At 59.5% G+C, this 21962-nt stretch carries 20 protein-coding genes and 1 pseudogene; 3 read left to right on the top strand and 18 right to left on the bottom strand.

Annotated elements, in window-relative coordinates:
• Positions 1 to 120 precede the first annotated feature (120 nt).
• Positions 121 to 1032, top strand: a complete 912-nt coding sequence (locus tag QPL98_RS13385; RefSeq protein WP_303293420.1) for an acyltransferase — start codon at positions 121 to 123, stop codon at positions 1030 to 1032.
• A 12-nt stretch (positions 1033 to 1044) separates the two neighbouring features.
• On the opposite strand, the gene QPL98_RS13390 is transcribed toward QPL98_RS13385, so the two are convergent.
• The 12 genes and pseudogenes from QPL98_RS13390 to folE form a co-directional block, all read right to left on the bottom strand.
• Complete coding sequence (locus QPL98_RS13390; RefSeq protein ID WP_011787196.1) at positions 1045 to 1242, bottom strand: hypothetical protein; 198 nt, start codon at positions 1240 to 1242, stop codon at positions 1045 to 1047.
• A gap of 61 nt (positions 1243 to 1303) precedes the next feature.
• Positions 1304 to 3286 (bottom strand): ribonuclease R family protein, encoded by a 1983-nt coding sequence (locus QPL98_RS13395; RefSeq protein WP_303293421.1) that lies wholly within the window; start codon positions 3284 to 3286, stop codon positions 1304 to 1306.
• A gap of 71 nt (positions 3287 to 3357) precedes the next feature.
• Entirely contained in the window at positions 3358 to 5076 is a 1719-nt protein-coding gene (locus QPL98_RS13400) for a GGDEF domain-containing protein (RefSeq protein ID WP_303293422.1), read from the bottom strand.
• A 136-nt stretch (positions 5077 to 5212) separates the two neighbouring features.
• Positions 5213 to 5662, bottom strand: a complete 450-nt coding sequence (locus QPL98_RS13405; RefSeq protein ID WP_014423038.1) for a DUF411 domain-containing protein — start codon at positions 5660 to 5662, stop codon at positions 5213 to 5215.
• A 117-nt stretch (positions 5663 to 5779) separates the two neighbouring features.
• Entirely contained in the window at positions 5780 to 8362 is a 2583-nt protein-coding gene (locus QPL98_RS13410) for a heavy metal translocating P-type ATPase (RefSeq protein WP_303293423.1), read from the bottom strand.
• 3 nt (positions 8363 to 8365) lie between these two features.
• Positions 8366 to 8800: a MerR family transcriptional regulator gene (locus QPL98_RS13415; protein WP_303293424.1), complete on the bottom strand. Its 435-nt coding sequence runs from the start codon at positions 8798 to 8800 to the stop codon at positions 8366 to 8368.
• Positions 8801 to 9139: 339 nt separating this feature from the next.
• Positions 9140 to 9460, bottom strand: coding sequence for a hypothetical protein (locus QPL98_RS13420; RefSeq protein WP_303293425.1), 321 nt, complete (start codon positions 9458 to 9460; stop codon positions 9140 to 9142).
• Between the two features lie 53 nt (positions 9461 to 9513).
• On the bottom strand, positions 9514 to 11781 hold the full coding sequence (locus QPL98_RS13425; RefSeq protein WP_303293426.1) for a bifunctional diguanylate cyclase/phosphodiesterase: 2268 nt from the start codon (positions 11779 to 11781) through the stop codon (positions 9514 to 9516).
• Positions 11782 to 11839: 58 nt separating this feature from the next.
• Positions 11840 to 13150, bottom strand: a complete 1311-nt coding sequence (locus tag QPL98_RS13430; protein ID WP_153739628.1) for an HD-GYP domain-containing protein — start codon at positions 13148 to 13150, stop codon at positions 11840 to 11842.
• Between the two features lie 167 nt (positions 13151 to 13317).
• Positions 13318 to 13752, bottom strand: a complete 435-nt coding sequence (locus QPL98_RS13435; RefSeq protein WP_153739627.1) for a CoA-binding protein — start codon at positions 13750 to 13752, stop codon at positions 13318 to 13320.
• Positions 13753 to 13765: 13 nt separating this feature from the next.
• Positions 13766 to 14140 (bottom strand): annotated as a pseudogene (folX, locus tag QPL98_RS13440) (dihydroneopterin triphosphate 2'-epimerase).
• A 26-nt stretch (positions 14141 to 14166) separates the two neighbouring features.
• Complete coding sequence (folE, locus tag QPL98_RS13445) at positions 14167 to 14736, bottom strand: GTP cyclohydrolase I FolE (protein WP_011787185.1); 570 nt, start codon at positions 14734 to 14736, stop codon at positions 14167 to 14169.
• Between the two features lie 182 nt (positions 14737 to 14918).
• Between folE and QPL98_RS13450 the strand changes: the two genes are divergently transcribed.
• A complete protein-coding gene (locus QPL98_RS13450; protein ID WP_183580935.1) occupies positions 14919 to 15833 on the top strand; it encodes an alpha/beta fold hydrolase in 915 nt (304 codons plus the stop codon).
• A 5-nt stretch (positions 15834 to 15838) separates the two neighbouring features.
• Here QPL98_RS13450 and QPL98_RS13455 read toward each other — a convergent pair whose 3' ends face one another.
• On the bottom strand, positions 15839 to 16924 hold the full coding sequence (locus QPL98_RS13455) for a GGDEF domain-containing protein (protein WP_153739626.1): 1086 nt from the start codon (positions 16922 to 16924) through the stop codon (positions 15839 to 15841).
• A 227-nt stretch (positions 16925 to 17151) separates the two neighbouring features.
• Between QPL98_RS13455 and QPL98_RS13460 the strand changes: the two genes are divergently transcribed.
• Positions 17152 to 18234, top strand: coding sequence for a patatin-like phospholipase family protein (locus QPL98_RS13460; RefSeq protein WP_273031637.1), 1083 nt, complete (start codon positions 17152 to 17154; stop codon positions 18232 to 18234).
• Positions 18235 to 18270: 36 nt separating this feature from the next.
• Here the strand turns inward: QPL98_RS13460 and QPL98_RS13465 are convergent, their stop codons facing one another.
• The 5 genes from QPL98_RS13465 to QPL98_RS13485 all read right to left on the bottom strand — a co-directional run bounded on the left by QPL98_RS13465 (position 18271) and on the right by QPL98_RS13485 (position 21955).
• Complete coding sequence (locus tag QPL98_RS13465) at positions 18271 to 19257, bottom strand: PAS domain-containing protein (RefSeq protein ID WP_273031635.1); 987 nt, start codon at positions 19255 to 19257, stop codon at positions 18271 to 18273.
• Between the two features lie 111 nt (positions 19258 to 19368).
• Complete coding sequence (znuB, locus tag QPL98_RS13470; protein WP_041655189.1) at positions 19369 to 20181, bottom strand: zinc ABC transporter permease subunit ZnuB; 813 nt, start codon at positions 20179 to 20181, stop codon at positions 19369 to 19371.
• A complete protein-coding gene (gene znuC, locus QPL98_RS13475; RefSeq protein WP_273031633.1) occupies positions 20168 to 20941 on the bottom strand; it encodes a zinc ABC transporter ATP-binding protein ZnuC in 774 nt (257 codons plus the stop codon). Before znuC ends, znuB begins: the two co-directional genes overlap by 14 nt.
• Positions 20934 to 21425, bottom strand: a complete 492-nt coding sequence (locus QPL98_RS13480) for a Fur family transcriptional regulator (RefSeq protein WP_011787178.1) — start codon at positions 21423 to 21425, stop codon at positions 20934 to 20936. Before QPL98_RS13480 ends, znuC begins: the two co-directional genes overlap by 8 nt.
• 68 nt (positions 21426 to 21493) lie before the next feature.
• Complete coding sequence (locus tag QPL98_RS13485; protein ID WP_011787177.1) at positions 21494 to 21955, bottom strand: chemotaxis protein CheW; 462 nt, start codon at positions 21953 to 21955, stop codon at positions 21494 to 21496.
• Positions 21956 to 21962 lie beyond the last annotated feature (7 nt).

Below are 21962 nucleotides of genomic sequence, written 5' to 3' on the forward strand. Positions count from 1 at the left end.
CCAGCCATGGCAAGACTGTCACATCCGGTCGGCGTTTTGGTCACTTCGGGCCACTGCCCAAGCGGCTGCCAGGTTGTTATGATTGCGGGCTTCGGAAACAACAACCACAACAGGATGCCCATGCTCAGTTTCCTGCCTGCCCCCGTTATTGGCGTGCTTAATTCCCTGCTACTCGGCCTGAACACCGTGTTCTGGTGCCTGCTGCTCTATATTCCCGCGGTGCTCAAGCTGGTGATTCCGCATAAGGGTTTCCGGGTGTTGTGCACCCGCGTGATCATCTGGATTTCGGAGTCGTGGGTGGCCTGCAATACAGGCTGGATGAAGCTCACCCACAATACCCGCTGGCACGTGGAAGGCGCCGACAAGCTCAAGCGCGAGAGCTGGTATCTGGTGCTCAGCAATCATCAGAGCTGGGTGGATATCCTCGCCATGCAGCGGGTGTTCAATCGCCAGGCGCCGTTTCTGAAGTTCTTCCTGAAACAACAGCTGATCTGGGTGCCGGTGATCGGCCTGGCCTGGTGGGGGCTGGATTTCCCGTTTATGAAACGCTATACCCGGGAGTATCTGATCAAGCACCCGGAAAAACGGGGCGATGACCTGAAGGCGACCCGCAAGGCCTGTGAGAAATTCCGCTACACGCCGGTGAGTGTGATGAACTTTGTGGAAGGCACCCGTTTTACCCCGGCCAAGCACGACCGGCAGAAGTCACCGTACCAGCATTTGCTGGTGCCCAAGGCCGGTGGAGTGGCCTTTGTGCTGGATGCCATGGGGGATTCCATTGATACCCTGGTGGATGTCACGATTGCCTATCCCGATGGCGCTCCAACGTTTTGGGACTTCATTTGCGGGCGGGTGCCGGAGATCCGGATGAGCATTGATACCCAGACCATTCCGGAACACCTCAAGGGCAGGGATTACTCTGAGGACGCCGAGCACCGCCGCAACGTCAAGGACTGGTTGGGCGATCTGTGGCGTGCCAAAGACGAGCGGCTGGGACGAATGCTGGCCCGGCAGGACCAGAACCTCAGCTGATGCTGTACCGGATCAGTCGTCGTCTTCGACCTGATCCGGGTGTTCCTTCTTGAACCTTTCCCATTCTTCCCAGTCATGGGGAGTACCGGCATGGGGCCGTTTCAAATGCCTGGCATGCTCCATGGCATTGTGGCGCAGGCTATGGTCGGGCTCTTCCTCTTCTTTGTCGAAGCCGTACTTTCGCAGAAATTCCTGAGGACTGATGGGCATAACACACCTCCTGAAAACAGAAAACCTCTGAACAGATACGGTGTGTCTGCCCGGCTGGTTTTCAACCCTTGTCGTTGGTTCCGGGATTAATGTCCTCGGCCTCGAGCAGTTTGAAGTTGATCTGCCGACGCTCTTCGTCCACACCGGAAAAGCTCACGGTTACCCGCTGGTCCAGCTGGAAGATCCGGCCGTTCTTGTTGTGCACCAGGCGCAGCGTAACCGGATCAAAGCTGAACTTGCCCTCCAGGTCCTTGCAACTGACAAAGCCTTCCAGGCCATTGCAATCCAGGCGCACGAAAAACCCCGACGGCATGGTGCGGGTAATGGTGCCTTCCATCGGATCTGCTGGCAGGCCTTTGGCGTAATCGCTCTTGAGCCAGGCCTCCAGGGTGTTGGCAGCCATGCGGGCGCGGAACTGGGTGGTTTGAAGACTCTCCAGCTGCTGCGGGTTCAGTGCCTTGATGGGTTGATCCCAGAGTGCGGCCTTGATCAGACGGTGCACGTAGAAGTCCGAGAACTTGCGCAGCGGTGAGGTAAAGGTGGTGTAGGCCGCCAGTCCCATACCCTGATGCGGAGCAGGCTCGAAGCCCAGTTCGGCCCGGGCCAGTTGGCGCGAGAGAATGGACTTGACCGGCACATCGGCCTGCAGGCCATCGGTGTGTTTCATCAACGCCTTGAAGCCTTCGGCACTGGTGGCATCCAGTTCGGCCAGATGTGGGGCGTAACCTTCCAGCAGTTTACGGATATTGTCGGCGCGGTCGTCCCGCAGCCCCGGATGCTGGATGAACAGGCCTTGCCCCTGCTTTTGCAGGAAATCGGCCGCACAACGATTGGCCGCAACCATGCATTCTTCCACCAGCCGGTGGGCTTCGTTCTGCACTGCCGGTTCAATCACCCGGATCCGCTTGTTTTCGTCCAGACGCAACCGGAATTCGGGGCGATCATTGCTCAGTAACGCGTGCTCCGAGCGCCATTTGCGCAGGGCAGTGGCGGCCTGATGCAGCTGGTCCAGGCTGTTGGCGACGGCTTCGGGCAAGGCCTTGATGTCATCGTCTTCCCGACCTTCAATCAGGTGTGACACCAGCTCATAGCTCAGCTTGCCCTGGGAGCGGATGACGGCCTGGCGAAAACTGTAGTCGCCCAGGCTGCCATCGTTGTTCACCTGCAGGTCGCACACCAGGGCCAACCGGGGTACCTCTGGCATCAGCGAGCACAGGCGGGTGCTGATGGCGTCCGGTAACATCGGCAGTGGCTCACCCGGGAAATAGATGGCGGTGGCGCGGTTAAAGGCTTCTTCTTCGGCCGGGCTGCCCGGCTCGATCATCGCGGTCGGGTCGGCGATGGCGATGGACAGGGTCCAGCCAGTGGCATTCGGGGTTGCCATCAGGGCATCGTCCATATCCTGGGTGCCCGGACTGTCGATGGTCACGTAGGGCTGTTCGGTGCGGTCTTCCCGGCCCTCGCGGTGTGAGGTAACGGATTCCTCAGTAAGGGCGTCGGCCTGCTTCTGCACTTCTTCCGGCCAGGCATCGGCCAAATCAAAGTTGGCCAGGGTGAAGGCCCGTTCGATGCCCGGCTCACCGGCCTTGCCGATCACCCGTAGCACCTTCGCCTGGCCCTTGCCGTCCTTGATCGGATGGCGGTGAATCTGGCAGTAGATGAAATCATCGGGCTGGGCGCCCATGCGTTCTTTCGGCGGAATAAAAATCCAGCGGTTAATGCCCGGGGTTTCCGGTGCCACGAAGTGGCCTTTGCCCTTGATCAGATAGCGACCCACGAAGGTGGTCAGGTGCGATTCCAGCAGCTCGTCGACAACGCCCTGGGTCTTGCCTTTTTCCACTTCGTGTTCGGTGACATTGACCCGATCACCGGGCAGGACTTTCTGCATTTCCTCGGGAGGCAGAAACACATCCCGCCCTTCATCCAGGGCCACAAAGCCGAAACGACCGTTGGTGGACTTGACGGTACCGGGGAAGACCACCTTGTTCTGTTTGATGTCGGTTTTCAGCTGGCGCAACTGATTGAGAGCGTCGGCGTTGAGCATGAAGAGATAACCTGAATAAAAGAGTGTGTTGCAGCGGAGTATAACGGTTCTGCCAGTGCGAGTCAGATCTGTCAGGCCGGATGAATGGCCTCGCCGGCACCCGTGCGGATACAGACCCGATTCCGGCCGTTTCGCTTGGCCTCGTAAAGAGCCTGGTCGGCGTTGCGCAGCAGGACATCGAGATCTTCACCGGGCTGGCAAAAATAGCCGCCAACACTGATGGTTACTGGTGTTCCGGTGCGCTGGCTTTCCTGCTCGACGCTGGCGCGAATACGACAGGCAATCTGCTCCAGCGTGGCGGCATCGCAGGGTGAGAGCAGGACTACAAACTCGTCGCCGCCCCAGCGACCGGGGTGGTCGTAGGGCCGAACCGCCGCTTTCAGCCAGAGCGCAACCCGGCACAGAATCTCGTCGCCGGCCTGATGGCCCTGGCTGTCGTTGATGGCTTTGAAGTGGTCTATGTCCAGCCACAGAAGCCCGAAGCCCTTCTGCTCCCTTTCCGCGCGCTGGATTTCCTCATTCATCACTTCGTCCAGGCCCCGCCGGTTCTTCAGGCCGGTCAGGGCATCGACCCGGGCAAGGCGCTGCAGTTCTTCGGTGCGGTGGGCCACCTTCTGTTCCAGCTCGCGGGTGGTATCTTGCAGGGAGTGGGACATTTTTTCGAAATGATCCACCAGGCGGCCGATCTCGTTGTCCGGTTTGGGCAGGTAGGGAAGATCAAAGCGACCGTCTCGCAACCTGTGCACGGCTTCCTCGAGGCTGATGACCGGCCGCAGAATGCGGGATTGTATGATCTGGTGGAACAGCACCAGGGTGACCAGCAGGCTGACCAGAAACACCGCTACCAGAGGCCAGAGATAGCTCCGGGGAATCAGTGTATTCAGGTCCAGCAGGGTAATCTCAAACCAGCCAATGGCGGGCAGAAAGGCCACGCCGGCCAGATGCTTGCGGCCATCCACCGACACGAACCCGCTTTCCACCGCGCCATCTTCGCCATTACGCTGTTTAAGCATCTGCAGCATGCCCAGGATCTGCTGTTTGTCCTGGGGATCGTCGAACAGCAGATCCACGGTGTTTTTCTGGCCTTCGGGTTTGATGATGGTGGCAAAATCGATGTAGTTGCGATCGCGGTACAGCTGGATGGCGCCGTTATAGTCCACAAACAGGGTGGTAATGCCGTCTTGGCCGATGTCGACAATGTCCTGCAGAAAGTCGTCCAGATTCAGGCCGGTACCCACCATCCCGACAATGTTGTTGTCGGCATCGCGCATGAGCACGTCTATCCACAGCTTGGTAACGCCAAGTTCGGTATCGGGATTGACGTTCAGGTGAAAATCGCGGCCTTCCTCAATGAGTTGAAAGAACCAGGCATCGTCGGGTTTGTCCGGGCTCAGCACATAGCGGAACTGGTCGCCAGCGTAATCGTTGGAGGCGTTGTTGTAGTAGTAATGACCATTGGAGCGGAGGGCCACAAAATAGCTGTTATCCCGGAAGTTGCTGCGGAAACTCTCCATCTGGCGGATGGCCTGGTTTTCCAGCGCGGGGTCTTCCGGTGACTGAGCCCACTGAATCAGTGTGGAGGAGCGGGCCATTTGCCGGGCCAGCCCGATTTCCCGCTCCAGGGACTGCAACAGCCGGGCGCTGTCATAGCGTACCTGGATCTCGGCGACCTGCTGGCCCCAGCGTTCAATAATATCTTCCGATAATGCCCGATAGGCCAGCCAGGAAGCGGTTCCTGCCGCTATGATCAACAGCGCGGCCAGCCCGAGAATGCGGGTTTTGAGGCTCAAAATGTGTCCTTGCCAATCGTGTTCTGAATCTATACTCCATCATAGAACAGAGCGGGGCTATCGTGTAGAAAAAATAGGCAGACTTTGGGCGCAGACTTGCAATCTGCGCCCCTGCACAGCCTCGCAGGCAGAACCATCAGTTGTGTTGGTTGAACACCCGCGTCTGGCCCTGGTCGTTGAACAGAATGACCTTGTAGTGATCTTTCCGGTCGCCCATCTCCATACCCGGAGAGCCCGCCGGCATACCCGGTACGCTCAGGCCGGTGGCCTTGGGGGCTTCCGCCAGCAAGCGCTTGATGTCGTCGGCCGGCACATGGCCTTCAATCACATAGCCGTCGACAAAGGCGGTATGGCAGCTGCCCAGGCCCGGAATCAGCCCGGCTTCGGCTTTGATCCTGCCCATGTCGTCGCTGTTGGTGGCGGTGACATCAAAACCGTTTTCTTCCAGATGGTCGATCCAGTCGCCGCAGCAGCCGCACGTGGGGGATTTGTACACGTGAATGCTCTGGGCCGCACCGCCGGCAAGGGCGGTGGTGCTGAATCCCAGGGCAGCCATCAGGCCGAGGGCAAGGGTGTGTTTTCTCATGGTGATTACCTCAGTGATGTTGATCGGAGTTGTCCGAGTTAGAGCCGGAGAGCCAGAACCACCAGACAATGGCAGCCATCAGGGCGAGACCACCGGCATTGACCAGAAAGGTTGTCATCAGTTCCGCTCCTCTGCTGATACCTGGGGTTGGCTGGTCTTGAACAGCCGCAGCCGGTTGGCGTTGGAAACCACCGTCACTGAAGACAGCGACATGGCGGCGCCGGCCAGGATCGGACTCATCAGGATGCCCCACACAGGGTAGAGCAGGCCGGCGGCCACCGGAATACCCAAGGAGTTATAGATAAAGGCCCCGAACAGGTTCTGGTGAATGTTCTTCACCGTTGCCCGGGAGATCTCGATGGCGTCTGGCACCCCGTGCAGGGAACCGCGCATCAGGGTGATGGACGCACTTTCAATGGCCACGTCGGTGCCGGTTCCGATGGCAAAGCCGACGTCCGCAGCTGCCAGCGCCGGGGCATCGTTGATGCCATCCCCCACCATGGCCACCGTGTAGCCTTGACCCCGCATTTCGCTGACCACTTCGGCTTTGTCCTCCGGCAACACCTCGGCCCGGTAGTCATCGATGCCGGCCTTGGCCGCAATGGCCTTGGCGGTGGCATCGACATCGCCGGTGACCATCATCACCTTGATGCCAGCGTCGTGAAGGCGCCGGATGGCAGCCTCGGAATCCGGTTTAATGGCATCGGCCACGCCGATGACACCCAATACTTGCTGGCCCACCGCCAGGAACAGCGGCGTGCCGGCTTCCCGGGTAATGGTTTTGGCGGCATCATCCAGAGCCTCGACAGACAGCCCTTCGGCTTCCAGCCAGCGCCGATTGCCCAGGCGTACCGGTTCGCTATCAAGCTTGCCTTGCACACCTTTGCCATTGAGCGCTTCAAAGCCGGAGACCAGTTCTGGCTCAATATCGTTCTCGCGGGCCCGGTCCAGAATGGCTTCTGCCAGCGGATGCTCGGAATGCTGCTCCAGCCCGGCGGCTAATGCCAGCAGGCGTTTCTCATCGCCGTTTGTCGCGTGCACCCGGGTTACCGCGGGATGGCCCTCGGTAATGGTGCCGGTTTTATCCAGAATCACCAGATCGATTTTTCCGGCAGTCTGCAAGGCATCGCCCTGGCGAATCAGCGCACCGTACTCTGCTGCCTTGCCGACACCCACCATCACCGACATGGGCGTGGCCAGCCCCAACGCGCAGGGGCAGGCAATGATCAGTACCGTGGTGGCGGCCACCATCATGTGCACCACCGCCGGCTCCGGCCCGACGTTGTACCAGACCAGCGCCGACACCACGGCAATCAGCATCACCGTGGGCACGAACACCGAAGAGATCTTGTCTGCGAGCCGGCCAATGGCGGGTTTCGAGCCCTGGGCCTTTTTCACCAGCTTGATGATCTGGGCCAGCGCGGTCTCGCTGCCCACCCGGGTAGCTTCATAAATAATCGAGCCGTGGGTGTTCAGAGTACCGGCCGAGACCTCATCGCCTTCGCCCTTGCCCACCGGCATGGGCTCACCGGTCAGCATGCTTTCATCGATGCGGGTGGTGCCTTCGGCAATCACCCCGTCCACCGGCAGCTTCTCGCCCGGGCGCACCCGGATGCGGTCGCCTTTCTGAACCTCTTCAACGGGAATATCCTGCTCCTGGCCGTCGCGGATCACCCGGGCCGTTTTCGCCCGTAAATCGAGCAGCCGGCGCACCGCTTCCGAGGTCTTGCCCTTGGCCCGCAACTCCAGGGCCTGGCCCAGATTGATCAGGCCAATGATCATCGCCGAAGCCTCGAAATACACATGGCGAGCCATCTCCGGCAGCGCCTCCGGCGCACTGGCCACCACGATCGAATATAGCCAGGCGGTGCCGGTACCCAGAGCAATCAGCGTGTCCATATTGGCGTTATGATGTTTGAACGCCTTCCAGGCACCGGTGTAGAAATGCCCGCCGGTGGCAATCATCACCCCCAGAGTGAGAATGCCCAGATTAATCCAGGTAAGCTGATTGGCCTCGGTCACCATCATCGACCCGAAGCCCATGCCCCAGATCATCAACCCAAGGCCCAGCCCCAGACTAATGGCCATCTTCACCAGCAGTACCTTGTATTGCTTCTTGTCCTCTTCCTGCTTGCGGTCGTCGGCGGCATCCGCGTCTTCAATCACCCGGGCACCATAACCCGCACTCTCCACCGCCTGCACCAGCGCCTGCGGATCGGCATCACCGCTGGCGGTCGCGGTGCTGTCCGCCAGATTCATATGAGCGTGAGTGACACCGGGGACCGACATCAACGCCTTCTCAATGGTATTCACACAGGATGCACAGGTGGCCCCACTGACCGCCAGCGCGATCTGCCCGTCGCCGGCATCCGATGGCTCGACGTCGGTCGAGGCGGCCGGTGTATCTGAGTCCGGCGCCTTATCAGCGGCCGACTTGCCATTTTTGGATGCGCAGCAACTGCCGATGGGTTCGTTATGAACCAACGGCTCCGCCGGGTAGCCAGCCTCCGTTACTATCCGTGCCGCCTCGGCGCTATCCACATTCTCAGGCAGGGCCACGGTCTGGTCTTCGAGATTCACCTCCACCCGCTCGGTGCTCCCGGTCAGCGGTTCCAGAGCATGACGAATCTTCTTCGCACAACCCTGACAAGAGGCGCCGGAAATACTCAGCGCTGTTTTCAGAACCGATGCTTCACTCATTACTCAAGACTCCTCACAGCAGGATGATGACGAAGGATCATCCCAATGTTCGATCAACCGACAAATCGTATGTCCATCCGGCGTCCCATCGGGCATGTCCTGCCAGGTGGACAACGCCGACACCATCCGCGCCCGCAACTTCTGCAACTCCGAAATCTCCTGCTCAACCTCCGCTAACCGCTGCTGGAACACGTCACGAACCATCGGGCAGGGAGAATGATGGTCATCTGCCCGCTCCAGAATCTGCCGGATCTCCGGCAGAGAAAAACCCAGCTGCCGTGCCTTGCGGGCAAACCGCAACCGGCGCAGATCCTCGGCATCGTATTGCTGATAGTTGTTGTCCGGATTTCGGGTAGGGCGCAACAATCCCTCCCGGGTGTAAAACCGGACGGTATCCGGGTTAACCCCGGCGGCGGTGGCGATTTCTTTGACTTTCATGGCAATCCCCGTGGATTGATAAAAAGTGCTGCCCGGAAACCACGAATTAAGTCAGCGGAGTGCTGTGGCTGGATAAGCTTCCGAAAATGCTCGGAGCCATGGGTGAAGAGCGAAAGCTCTTCACGGGCTGGCCATGGACGGCCGGCACCGGACCCTCAGCGCGCCGCAGGAGCGATAAGCGCTGAGGGGCGGAGAGCAAGCGTACAGGGACGTATTCACAGCGGTTTTCGGAAGCTTATCCAGCCACGGCGCGGCCTGCACCAACGTGGCTGCCTTCAAGCACAAAGGTAGACTAAAACCTGTGACCAACTCACAGGTCAAAGGTTTTCGGAGAGAAACTCAGGAAGAAGCGTTTTTCGAGCGCAGAAACACACCGCAGGATTTGCACTGATCCGGCGCCATCAGCTTCGCCTGCCAGCCAATTTTCACACCACAGGCAGGACACCTCAGCCGCAACTGCAGAACCACAATCGGCGCCACCAGCAACGCCAGCAACAGCCCCAGCGACCCCCAGTCATCGCCGGACGAAATCCCCAACTGACTGCTGAACACCAGCACCACAATCAGCGCCACAAACGCAAACACAAAATAATTCCGGTTCCACCGCTCCCAGCGGCGAAGCTGTGCATCCTGCTCCGAAGTCAGATATCTGGCCGACATAACGCTCTCGTGACAAACCGTTGAAAGTGAAGTGTGGGGTTCCGGCCCGGCAATTACAAACCGGAACCGACGGGCAGGCCCGGGATCAGAATGCCTTCCGCAAGCGCCCGCTCAAGATCGGCCGCCGGAATCGGCCGGCTGATCAGATAGCCCTGGGCCAGATTGCATCGGTGCGCTTTCAGGAAGTTCAGTTGCTCCTCCGTCTCGACGCCTTCAGCCACTACCTGAATGCCCAGGTTGTGGGCCAGATTGATCACCGCCCGGGTAATCACCGCATCATCGTGGCGCTCAGTGACATCGGTAATGAACGACCGGTCAATCTTCAGCAGGTCGACCGGGAAATCCCTCAGATAGCCCAGGGACGAGTAACCAACCCCGAAGTCATCAATCGCCAGATGCACACCCAACTGGTGCAGCTGGGATAACTGATTGAGGTTGTGCTCGATGTTCTGGATAAAGATTTCCTCCGTCAGTTCCACCTCCAGCCGGGACGGATCCACTGCCTCTGATGCCAGGGTTGAACGGATGTGCTCAATCAGGGAATCGTCATCCAGTTCGCGGCCGGACAGATTCACCGCGACTCTCAGGTGCTCACAGGGCGTGCCTTTCCAGCGCGCCAGCTGGCGGCAGGCGGCCAGCACCACCCAGCGGCCGATCTCGGTAATCCGGCCGCTTTCCTCAGCCAGCGGAATAAACTCCACCGGAGGCAGGAGCCCGCGAACCGGGTGTTGCCAGCGAATCAGCGCCTCGACACTGTTGATCTGGCCGGTGTCGAGATTGAGCTGGGGCTGGAAGTAAAGCACGAATTCATCATTGGCCAGCGCCTGGCTCAGGTCACGGTCCAGCTCAAGACGCAGCACTTCGCGGTCCTGCATGCCCTCGGTATAGAACTGGTAGGTATTACGGCCCTGCTCCTTGGCCCGGTACAGGGCAATATCGGCATTGCGTAACAGCGCATCCGCGTCCAGACCACTCTGGGGGTAAACCGCCACACCCATGGTCGCGGTAATACTGTGAGCCTCGCCCTGCACCTCGAACGGCGCGGCGAAACACTGCTTGATCTGGCCCAGCAGGTGAATCACATCGTCAATGTCATCGACCTGCTGCTGACACACCATAAACTCGTCACCACCGGAGTAGGCGACCAGTACCCGCTCATTGCTCAACCCGTTCAGGCGTTCAGACACCTTGATCAGAAGCTCATCCCCGAACTGATGCCCGAGGGAATCGTTAAGCATCTGGAAGCGGTCAAGATCCAGCATCACCAGGGCGATCTGGCGCAGCTGTCGATCGGCAATGTTGATGGTATGCGCGAGGTCTTCCATGAAGAAGCGGCGATTGGCCAGACCCGTGAGGGTGTCGGTCGACTCCAGCCGTTCCAGGTCCACCTGCATGGCTACTCGCTGATCGATTTCCTGTTCCAGTTCTTTACGGGTTTTGAGCAGAGCCTGGTTGCGTTTCAGGATGAGTTGCACCAGCAGGGTAGTAAGGCTGGTGAGCAGGCCCATCAGAAGCAGGCTGGTAAAGGTCATGGTAGGCCAGCTGCTGCGCTGGCCTTCGACCCACTGTCTCGAAGGCGTGAGTGTCAGTGACCAGTCCAGGGACGGCAGGTTGATCGGTACGGTGTGGTTCAGCGAGTTATCAAGGTCGGACGAGGTGTTCAGCAGATAACTGGTCTGGTCACTCTGGGTGATGGTGACCTGGAACTGTTCAAGGACCCGCCGGGTCAACATTTGCTCTGCCAGCGTATTCATTCTGAAAACGCCAGCCATGAAACCGTTATTGGCATCACCCCGCCCGACAGGATGATAGATCACCAGACCCTCTCCGCCCTGTCGGAGGTCAATGATGCCGGAAATATCGTACTGTCCGGAGGCTGCAGCCCGCGATAGCGCCGCTCGCCGCTGTTCATTGAAGGCGACATTGAAACCGATGACATCGTTGTTGCCGCTCAGGGGTTCCAGCCAGCGGATGATGTAGTTGCGGTCAATCCATTCAATGGCCTGGTAAACCCCGAAGTCTCTCAGATAATTGCGCGCATCCTCACGCCAGAGCGCCTCGGTCTGGGATGGATTGGCCTGCATGCGCATGGCCATACGACCGATGGCATCGAGGTGCACCATGAATTCGCGCTCAAGGTTGTTGGCGAGCGCTCTGGCTTCATTGCTGAGATTGGTCTGGATCTGGTGGGTATTCTGCTGGATCAGGCCAACCCGGAGCCCGGAGGCAATACCCAGAAACACCAGGAAGATCAGAACCGGGAAAACCGGGCTCATCAGCGCGCGTACGACCAGTCTGATGGATGTCTCGGGTTTCTCCACATCATGCTCCGGAGTGAGTGGGTTCGGGATACCTGGGTTAACGGCAGGCTCGCGCTGATTATGAATGATTTGCAACGCTCTTTGCCATTAGCTGTTCGATCCGACCCCTAAGGGATATCCCGAAAGCGCCGTCAGGTAAAGCCCTGGCGATTTCCCGAGTGGTGTGCTCAAGCCCCATCTGCTCACCGAGATCCACGACTCGCGGCGTGACCGGCTTTTTCGAGGGATCCAGCAGTATCTCAACGCTCGGTTTGAGTTTGCGTCCGGGGTGCGTACTTACTACCAACGCGACTTCTCCTGTGCTCAGTTCGACCAGGCTGCCCGGGGGATAGATACCCATCATTTTGATAAAGGCTTCGACCATATCGGCGTCGAATTGCTGCCCCCGGTTCTTGAACAGAATCCTTACGGCGTCGGCCGGTGACATGCCGTCGCGGTAACACCGGTCGCTGGTCATGGCATCGTAGGCGTCGACGATGGCAATCAGGCGGGCAAACCGGCTGATCTGCCACTCCGGCAACTGTTGTGGATAGCCCCGGCCGTCGATGCGTTCATGGTGATGCAGGGTCACATCGCTGATGATCGGGTCCAGGCTTGGGTCCTGCTTCAGGAGCTCATGGCCCAGGGTGGTGTGTTTCCGCATGAACTCATATTCCCGGGGGGACAAAGGCCCGGGTTTGTTGAGGATCTCGTCCGGTACCCGTAACTTGCCGATATCGTGCAGCAGCCCGCACATGCCGGCCACTTCCAGATCGTCTTCCGGCAGACCGAGGAAACGGGCGAAGGCTACGGTAAAAATGGCGACGCGCAGGCAATGTTCGGCGGTGTAGGCATCGCGGTTCTTGATTCGTGCCATCCAGAACATGGCACTGGCGTTGGCTCTGATACTGTCCACGCAGGAGCGGATCAGCGGTCGGGCAGACGCCAGTTCCAGATCGTTATGCTGTTCGATGTCGCGAATCACCTTTTCCACGAACTGCTGGGTTCGGCCCCAGGCATCGGCAGCCCTGGGCAGTTCCTGTTCGAGGGTACGGGTTTCCTCTAGGGGCTCGGTGGTGCGTTGCTTCAGGTGGGGGATCTGATCCAGAACCGGAGCCAGTCTCTCGGCCTCGTCCTCGACCACGACCCAGGCGCAATACTGGCGCAGTATTCGGGCTTCGACGTCGGATTGCAGAGTGAATCCCTGGAACAGAACCGGGACCTCGGTCCAGGGCCGGTCAAGCTTGACCACTTTCATGCCGGGCTGCAGCAGGTCCACGGGCAGACGCACCCGTTCCAGTACAACGTCTGTAGACGCTTTGGGAGTGCTCTGAACATCGCGGCCTTTAGCGGCGGCTCTGGACTTGCCTGGTTTACTTCGGAACCACATGGTCCTGCCAGTCTTCGAATTATTGTTCAGAGAGTATGTCAGACTGTCGCAATTGGTAACAGTTACGATCTGAAACTGTGATCTGGCTCTTGATCCAGCTCAGCTTCGGCAGCCGGTTTTCATGCCGGCTACCGATATCAGTCATGCACCAGGGACAGTAAGACAGGTCAGCGTTTGGCCGGGGTGCGTAGGCCGTGCCGCGGTATTTCCTGCTTGGGGCAGCGATCCATCACCACCGCCAGGCCGGCGGCTTCGGCACGCTGAGCGCCGGTTTCATTGATCACACCAATCTGCAGCCAGAGCACCGGAACCTTCTGCTCAATGGCCTGATCGATCACGGCATCGGTACGCTCAGGAGCCAGGAAAAGTTCCACCATATCCACTGGCTCTGGAAGTGTGGCGAGGTCTGCATAGACGGTTTCGCCCAGAACCTGCTGACCGGCCAGGCGCGGGTTAACCGGAATCACCCGATAGCCCTGGTGCTGGAGATATTCCATCACTTCATGGGACGGCCGGTTGGTCTTCTCGCTGGCACCCACCAGGGCGATGGTATTAACCGATTCCAGGATCTCCCGGATCTGTTCGGGGCTGTTGCTGGGCATAATGCAGATTCTCCTAGTCGCGACTGGCTTCCAGAGTCACGGAAACCGATTCTGCATAACGTAGCGCATGGGGCTTGTCGATTTCTACCTCGGCCCAACGCACGGCGCCATGTTCCATGACGATGGTCAAAACTTCGTGGGTCAGGCGCTCCAGCAAGGCGAACCGCTGGCCGTCCACATGGGCGATAATCTGCTTGGTAATGGTCCGGTAGTTGAGCGCAGCAGAGATTTCATTGCGCTCGATAGCCTCCGAGGCATCGTAGGTCAGGCAAACGTTAATCACCACATCCTGCTGGTTGTTGATCTCTTCTTACTTGATGCCGATATAGGCACGCAGCAGAAGATTCTTGATCTGGACACGGGCCAGTGGTTTCTGGGCGTTTGCCATAACAATTCCCTGGAGTCAGTCGGATATCAGCGGTTACTGGAAATCAGGTTCAGGAACTCGGTCCGGGTTGCCTGGGATTTGCGGAACTGCCCGAGCATCATGGAGGTTTTCATACGCGAGTTCTGTTTCTCTACGCCGCGCATCATCATGCACATGTGCTGGGCTTCAATGACCACCGCGACGCCCTTGGCCTGGGTAACGCTCTCGATGGCTTCGGCGATCTGACGGGTCAGGTTTTCCTGAATCTGTAACCGGCGGGCATACATGTCGACGATGCGGGCAAACTTGGACAAGCCCAGCACCTTGCCCTGGGGCAAATAGGCGATGTGGCACTTGCCGATGAAGGGCAGCATATGATGCTCACACATGCTGTACAGTTCGATGTCCTGAATCACCACCATTTCGTCCATGGCGGACTCAAACACGGCGTTATTGACCAGCTCTTCGAGGTCCTGCTGGTAGCCGCGTGTGAGGAACTGCATGGCCTTGGCTGCACGCATGGGCGTGTTCTGGAGGCCTTCTCGATCCGGGTCTTCGCCCAGGCCCTGGATAATAGTGCGGTAGTGATCGGCCAGATCATCAAGGGGTAGAGACATAATCGATTCCGGTTTGGGGTGTCTGAAAAAGGCCAAAGCTTAAGGCAATTCGCCGGGTATCTCCATGGTTTACGTCTGTGGCGTAGAAAAGGACCACCGCACAGGCCGCCGAAGGCGATATGGCCCCGGCCGCAGCTTTGCACTAAAGTATGAGGAGTTTCGGGTACGGTCATGGATTGCACATGGAACAGGTGATACCGGGTTCAGAAGTGGCGGCATCTGGTCGCCAGGAGACATTTACGCTGGAAGCCTGGCAACAGGCTGGCAAATGGTTCTGTTACGAGGGGCATGCCATCTTCAGCCGCATGGGAGGGCAGGGTGAGCCGCTCGTTCTGCTGCATGGCTTCCCAACCGCGAGCTGGGACTGGAGCCGGATCTGGCCCATGCTGGTGCGCGAGCATAACCTGCTGACTTTGGACATGCTCGGTTTCGGTTTTTCCGATAAACCTTTGCATTATTCCTACAGCATCGAAGATCAGGCGGATTTGATTCAGGGCTGGATTGAGGGGCTGGGTCTGGAGCGGGTCCACCTGTTCGGCCATGACTACGGCACCACCGTCGTCCAGGAACTGCTGGCCCGCGAGCAGGAGGGCGAGCTGTCGTTTGCCATCAGCAGTGTCTGCCTGCTAAACGGTGGTCTGTTTCCGGAAGTTCACCATCCCCTGTTTATCCAGAAGATTCTGCGCAGCCCCCTGGGTGGCCTCATTGGCCGGGGGCTCAGCCGATCGCTCTTCGAACGCAACTTTCGACGTCTGTTCGGGTCACGTAATCCGCCGGGCAGGCAGGACATGGACGACTTCTGGCATTTGCTGAACTACAACAACGGCCGGGGCGTGTTGCACCGCCTGATCCAGTTCATGGAGGAGCGTCGTTGTCACCGCAACCGCTGGGTCGGAGCGTTGCAAAAGGCGGAGCAGCCCATGCGACTGATTTCCGGCGGTGCCGACCCGGTGTCCGGCGCCGCCATGGCCCGGCGCTATCGGGAGCTGATCCCTCAGGCCGATGTGGTGATGTTGCGCAATGTCGGGCATTACCCCCACTTTGAGCAACCCTGGGATGTCTACAGCGCCTACAGGGAGTTTCGCAAGGCGCGCTAGCCAGCTCAGGCCGGTGTGGTGCCGCCGGTGGCCGGGTCTGCCAGTGGTGCCGGATCCAGGATGTCCTCCTGGCTCGCGAGCCTGGGAGCGTTCACCACCTGATTCCGGCCACGGGATTTCGCTTCGTACAGAGCCTGGTCTGCCCGGTTGAGCCATACGGACCAGGTCTCGCCCTGGGTGACTTCCGCCACGCTGGCACTCGCGGTAACCCGGATGTCATCCAGAAACGGCCGGGCGCTGATGCTGGTCAGCAACTGGTGCGCCAGGGTGTCGGCGTCTTTCTGGCGGGTTTCCGGGAGTACTACCATGAATTCTTCGCCGCCGATACGGAACAACTGATCGCTTTCCCGCAACCGCTTGCGTACCCGCAGCGCCATTTCCTTGAGCACCTTGTCACCGGCCAGGTGGCCCCAGCGGTCATTGATGGTCTTGAAATAATCCAGATCAATCAGTACCAGGCTGGACACCCGTTCATAGCGTTCCCGCATCTGAATCTGGCTGTTCAGGATATCCGCCAGTTGGGAGCGATTCAGGCAGCCGGTCAGTGGATCGGTTGTCGCCAGGCGGGTAAGCTCGGCCTGCAGGCGCCCCACCAGCCAGGCAAAGATCATGGCAAAAAGGCAGCTGAGACCGAGGGAAAAAGTGATACGCCAGAAGTCGGCTTCGGGAAATTTGAAGAAGGACACTACCGCCATGACCGACACAAACACGATATTGCAGAAAATGGCTTCACGCAGGGGCAGCAGGAAAAACAGGGCAATGGCGGCGGGATAGGCCCAGTAGAGCCCGGCATGACCATTGATGAGGGTGGAATAGGCTGCGCATACCACGGCCAGTATGGGGAACAGCCGGCCCTTGAAAAAATAGGTACTGCGAAAACGCAGGAACGCGATCACCAGGGCAGCGTTCACGCAGAACAGAATCAGCAGGGATGACAGCAGAACGTTGCCATGCTGCCACTGCACCATGACCAGGGGAGCGACCGCAATAAACGCCCAGATGTGCAGATGATAGACCAGTTGCCGCTTGAACCCGAGAACAGCCAGGGTCGGGTTGGTTGCCAGGGTATTTGGCGAGGCAATTAGATTCACAGCCTACTCCCGCTGTTCATAACCGGCATGTTTCCGTTTGTAATCGATGGCTCAAGTCTAGCATGGAGTTTGATGAGCGAAAGCAAAAACCACGGATCGATGGTATTTGCAAAAACTATTCTGGAGACATCTGTTATTCAGAATATACATGGCCGTCATGAATTCTGTTCAGTTGGCCACCTCCGGTCGGTCGGATACACTCGCCGGACATTTCAGGGGAGAAAGGAATGACTGCCATTCACAGTCGGAAGCCGGCACTGACCATCCGAGCAGGTCGCCGGGCTTTGCAGCGCTTGCAACAGAAACCGCTGGGGCCGGAAGATGTCCACGTGATTCCGGGGGCAGCCGGTGGCCCGAAGGCGCTGGGAATCAGTGGCCTGGACAAGGCCATTTTTGGTGACTGGTTGCCGCAGGCTCCCCAGGAAAGGGCTCTGATCGGATCTTCCATCGGCAGCTGGCGGTTTGCCGCCATTGCCTCTTCAGATGATCCCAAGGCCCAGTTGGCCCGCCTGGCCGAGCTGTACACCAGTCAGCGATTTGCCAAAGGCGTCAGCGCTGCGGAAATCTCCCGCAAAAGCATACTGTTTCTGGAGGAGCTGCTGGGGGGCCGGGAAGACTTTCTGCTCAGCCATCCCTGGTACCGGTTGAGCATTGTAGTAGTGCGCAGTCTTGGCCTGTTGCAACACGATACCCGTGGCAGGCTGAGCCTCGGGTTGATGCGGGCTATCAGCGCCAACATGGTCAGCCGCCGGCACCTGGGTCGTTTTATGGAACGTGGCATTGTGCACGATGCCCGGAGCCGCGCGCCGGTCTCAAGCCTGGTGGATTTCCCCAGTCATGAAGTGCCCCTGAGCCGGGATAACCTGTTGCCGGCCCTGCTGGCGTCCGCTTCCATTCCCCTGGTGATGTCTGGAGTCCGCAATATTCCGGGCGCGCCAGAGGGTGTATACCGGGATGGCGGACTGCTCGATTATCACCTTGACCTGCCTTACCAGCAGCCTGGCATTGTCCTCTATCCGCATTTTACGGATCGTGTGGTTCCCGGCTGGTTCGATAAAACCTTGCCATGGCGTCGGGGCGATGCCAGTCGACTGCAGGATGTCGTGCTGGTATCGCCGTCACCGGATTACCTGGCAACCCTGCCGGATCGCAAACTGCCGGATCGAAAGGACTTCGAGAAGTACGTCGGCGATGATGCCGGTCGCGAGCGAGCCTGGCGTCGAGCGATCTCGGAGAGTGACAGGTTGGGTGATGAGTTTCTTGAGCTGGTTGAGAATGGGCGGCTGCTGGACCGGATTCAGCCCTTGTGAGTCGCTGGTAGATCGCGCTGGCCGTCTATGCGGGCCCTAGTCCGGGGTAGCACTGAGCCGAAAGCCGGTAATGCCGTGGACGGGATCCTTGATGGGTTTCAGGCGCAGACAGACCCGCACTGGCCGGGTATCCTCGGCCCCGATCAGTACCAGGTCGGTTCGGGTCAGGTCTTCCTCGCTGCGGGCGCTGTCCAGGCTTTCCCGGAACCGGCTGCGGTCTTGTTCGGATACCAGTTGTTCAAACGGCTGATCGGTCAGGTCGGAGGGCGCGCGACCGAGCACGTCGGCAATCTGGGCGGACACAAATCCGATGCGCCCCTGGTGATCCAGTTCGGCGATTACCGCTCCGCCCAGCCGGACCAGATCCCGGCTTCTTGCTTCGCTGTCGTTCAGCGCATGCCGGAGCACAGACTTCTCCACCTGCAGATTGGTAATCTGTTGTTGATCGCGATCGAGTTGTGCCTGTTGCTGCCGGATTCTGGCATTGCGGATGGCCAGTCGACGGCAGGCGACCAGCATCAGTAAGGCTGCGAGTACCGAGATACCGGCACCTGCAGTAAGAAGCTGCCAGCGCGCCTGGTTCGAGGCCCGGTCTATCCACCCTGCGCTGGGCGTCGTGGTGACCATCCAGTGCCTGCCGGGCAGTGTCAGCTCGGTCCGCAGGGCCTCGGAATCCCGGGGCTCGTCTACGTTGCCGAGCTCCAGCACAGCCTGTTTGGTGTGTCTGGCGAGCGTATCGATTCGAAGCTGCAGGCCCTCGGGCAGATCTGTCGCCAAAGCTGAGGTCAGCGATGCAGACAATTGCTGCCCCGGCGTGTGTTGTAGACGGGCTGCGATCGTCGCAACCAGAGCCTGATGCCTGGCATGGTAGGCCTCAAGGCCAAGGTCAGCGATAGTTCGCGCCAGGGTGTTGGCCAGTGCCACTGACACCAGTATGCCGATACCCAGGATAACCCCGGGAATCCAGAGACCCGGCCAGAGCCGGAATCGGGTGCCGGGTGTGTTACGAAGGTCGCTGTCCATGCTGGTGTGCTCCCGCGAGGCCTTTGCTGCTCGGATACCGCCTAACTTTAGACCAGCAATACCGGCCCGGCAATTCGGGCGCCGCCCTGTGCTGACTGGTGGCGCGGACGGTCAGTGCCGGCTCTGGCGGGCACCTGCATACACCATCAGGAACACCAGAAATGCAGTGACCACCACCGATGGTCCGGCCGGCGTGTCCAGGTACCAGGACAGGGTCAGTCCGCCGGACACCGCCACCACCCCGAAGACCACTGCCAGGGCGGTCATGTGTTCGGGATTGTGGGCCAGTCGGCGTGCGGTTGCGGCCGGAATAATCAGCAGGGCGGTAATCAGCAGGACGCCGACAATCTTCATGGCCACCGCAATCACCAGCGAAAACATCAGCATCAACGCCAGCCGCAGGCGTTCCACCGGAATCCCTTCTACCCGTGCCAGTTCCTCATGAATGGTGCTCATCAGCAGGCCGCGCCAGAGCAGCGCCAGCAAAGACAGGACAAAGGCGGCGCCACCGTAGATCCAGACCAGATCCTGTCGGGTCATGGCCAGCAGATCGCCAAACAGCAGGCCGGTCAGGTCCACCCTGACATCCGGCATGAAGCTCAGGGTGACCAGGCCAATGGCCAGCGCGCTGTGCGCCAGGATGCCGAGCAGGGTATCGGTAGCCAGGGTGCGGGTCCGGGATAGCAGCACCAGGGCCAGCGCAATGAGCACACAGGTGATCACTACACCCAGATTCAAAGGCACGCTGATCAGAAAACTAAGCGCGATGCCCAGCAGGGCCGAATGGGCCAGCGTATCTCCAAAATAGGCCATGCGACGCCAGACTACGAAGCAGCCAAGGGGACCGGCCACCAAAGCCACGCCCAGGCCGCCGAGCAGCGCCCGCCAGAAGAAGTCGCCCAGTACCGCATCAATGATGGTCATGGCTGCAACCTTCGTGGGCGTCCGCGGAAGAGACCACATCACCATGGAGGTTGTGGCGATGGTTGTGATGGTGGTGATAGACCGCCAGTGACTCGGCAACCTGATGACCGAAGGTTTCCACAAAAGCCGGGTCCTGGGAAATATCCTCCGGATATCCGCTGCAACATACGTGCTGATTAAGGCAGATAACCCGGTCTGTGGCCGCCATCACCAGATGCAGATCATGGGAGATCATGATGATACCGCAGTGCAGCTCATCCCGAAGCTGGCGAATCAGATCGTAGAGTGTGGCCTGGCCATTGATATCGACCCCCTGGGCGGGTTCGTCCAGCACCAGCAGATCGGGTTTCCGGGCCAGTGCCCGGGCCAGCAGCAGTCGTTGTTTTTCGCCGCCGGACAGGTGGTGGACGGACGCATCCAGCAGGTGCGCGACCCCGGTCCGTTCCAGCGCGGCCGTGCAGTCTGCCAGTGCACGCCTGCTGAGCAGCATGAAGCGCCGGACACTCAGTGGCAGAGTGGGCTCCAGAGTCAGGTGCTGGGGTACGTAACCGATCACCAGACCGGGCGCCACTGATAATTGACCGCTGGTCGCTCGCTGAATCCCCAGAACGGTTTTAATCAACGTGGTTTTGCCGGCACCGTTCGGGCCGATGATGGTGACGATATCGCCCCGGCTCACGGTCAGGTTGACCCGATCAACCACCGGCCGGTCGTCAAATGCCACCGTAACCTGTTCTAGCCGGACCAGAGGGTCAGTCATTCGTTTGCTCCCCCTGACAGCGGGGGCAGAGGCCAGCCACTTCCAGGGTAACGTCGTCAGGAAGGAAGGCTTCCGCGCGCGCCGCGGATTCGATGGCCTGATTGAGTTCCGGCATGGCCAGTTCCAGGACCGTGCCGCACTGCCGGCAGATCAGAAAAGTACCGCGATGATGTTCACCGGCATGGGCACAGCCGACGAAGGCGTTGAGCGAGGCAATCCGGTGAACCAGTCCATGTTGAAGCAGAAAGTCCAGGGCCCGGTAGACCGTGGGGGGGGCGGCGTTATGTCCATCCGAGGACAGTTTGGCCAGAATATCGTAGGCGCCCAGCGGCTTGTGGGATTGCCAGATCAACTCCAGCACCCGTTCACGGATCGGAGTCAGGCGGGCGTTTTCATCGCGGCAGATGGCATGGGCATCGGATAATGCCTGGGCGACACAGGCCTGATGGTTATGGGGACGGTAGGGAAGTGCGCGTTCCGGCATGGTGTGGATCCTGCAAAATTTGCAACATTATAACATTTGCAGGCGGCCACGCCATGCCGACCGGAGGCTCAGTGATGTGCGTCGACGGCCAGGGATTCCAGGTATTCCAGATTCGGGATCCAGGCTGGCTCGCCGTCTACTTCCACCTGCATCAGGTCCGCAGGGCCGGGGTCGCCGTCCAGTTGTCGGATCTGGTCTTCCATCAGGCGCGCCTGGCTGGGAATGCCCTGGGTGACCAGGGCCATGAACGGGGTGCTCTGGTGATTCGGGCCGATGGTATTGAGGATAATGATGCGGCCACGGTTGTCACCAGGGATGGTGAGCTTGTTGCCGTTGGCGGCATCGTAGGAAATGACCGGCAGTGTGAGCCCGCGCCAGTCCAGGAATCCGGCCAGCCAGTCCGGTGTATTGGCGCCGGCATCGTTGCTGGTGAAATCCACCACCTCGGCAATGGAGACGTTGGGCAGCAGGAGCTGGCGGTCCGAGACCGGTATCATGACGCAGGACAGGGATTGGCTGTTTTCACTCATTGCTTGT

Origin of the sequence: Marinobacter sp. ST-43 (assembly GCF_030541085.1) — a bacterium.
GTDB lineage: Bacteria > Pseudomonadota > Gammaproteobacteria > Pseudomonadales > Oleiphilaceae > Marinobacter > Marinobacter nauticus.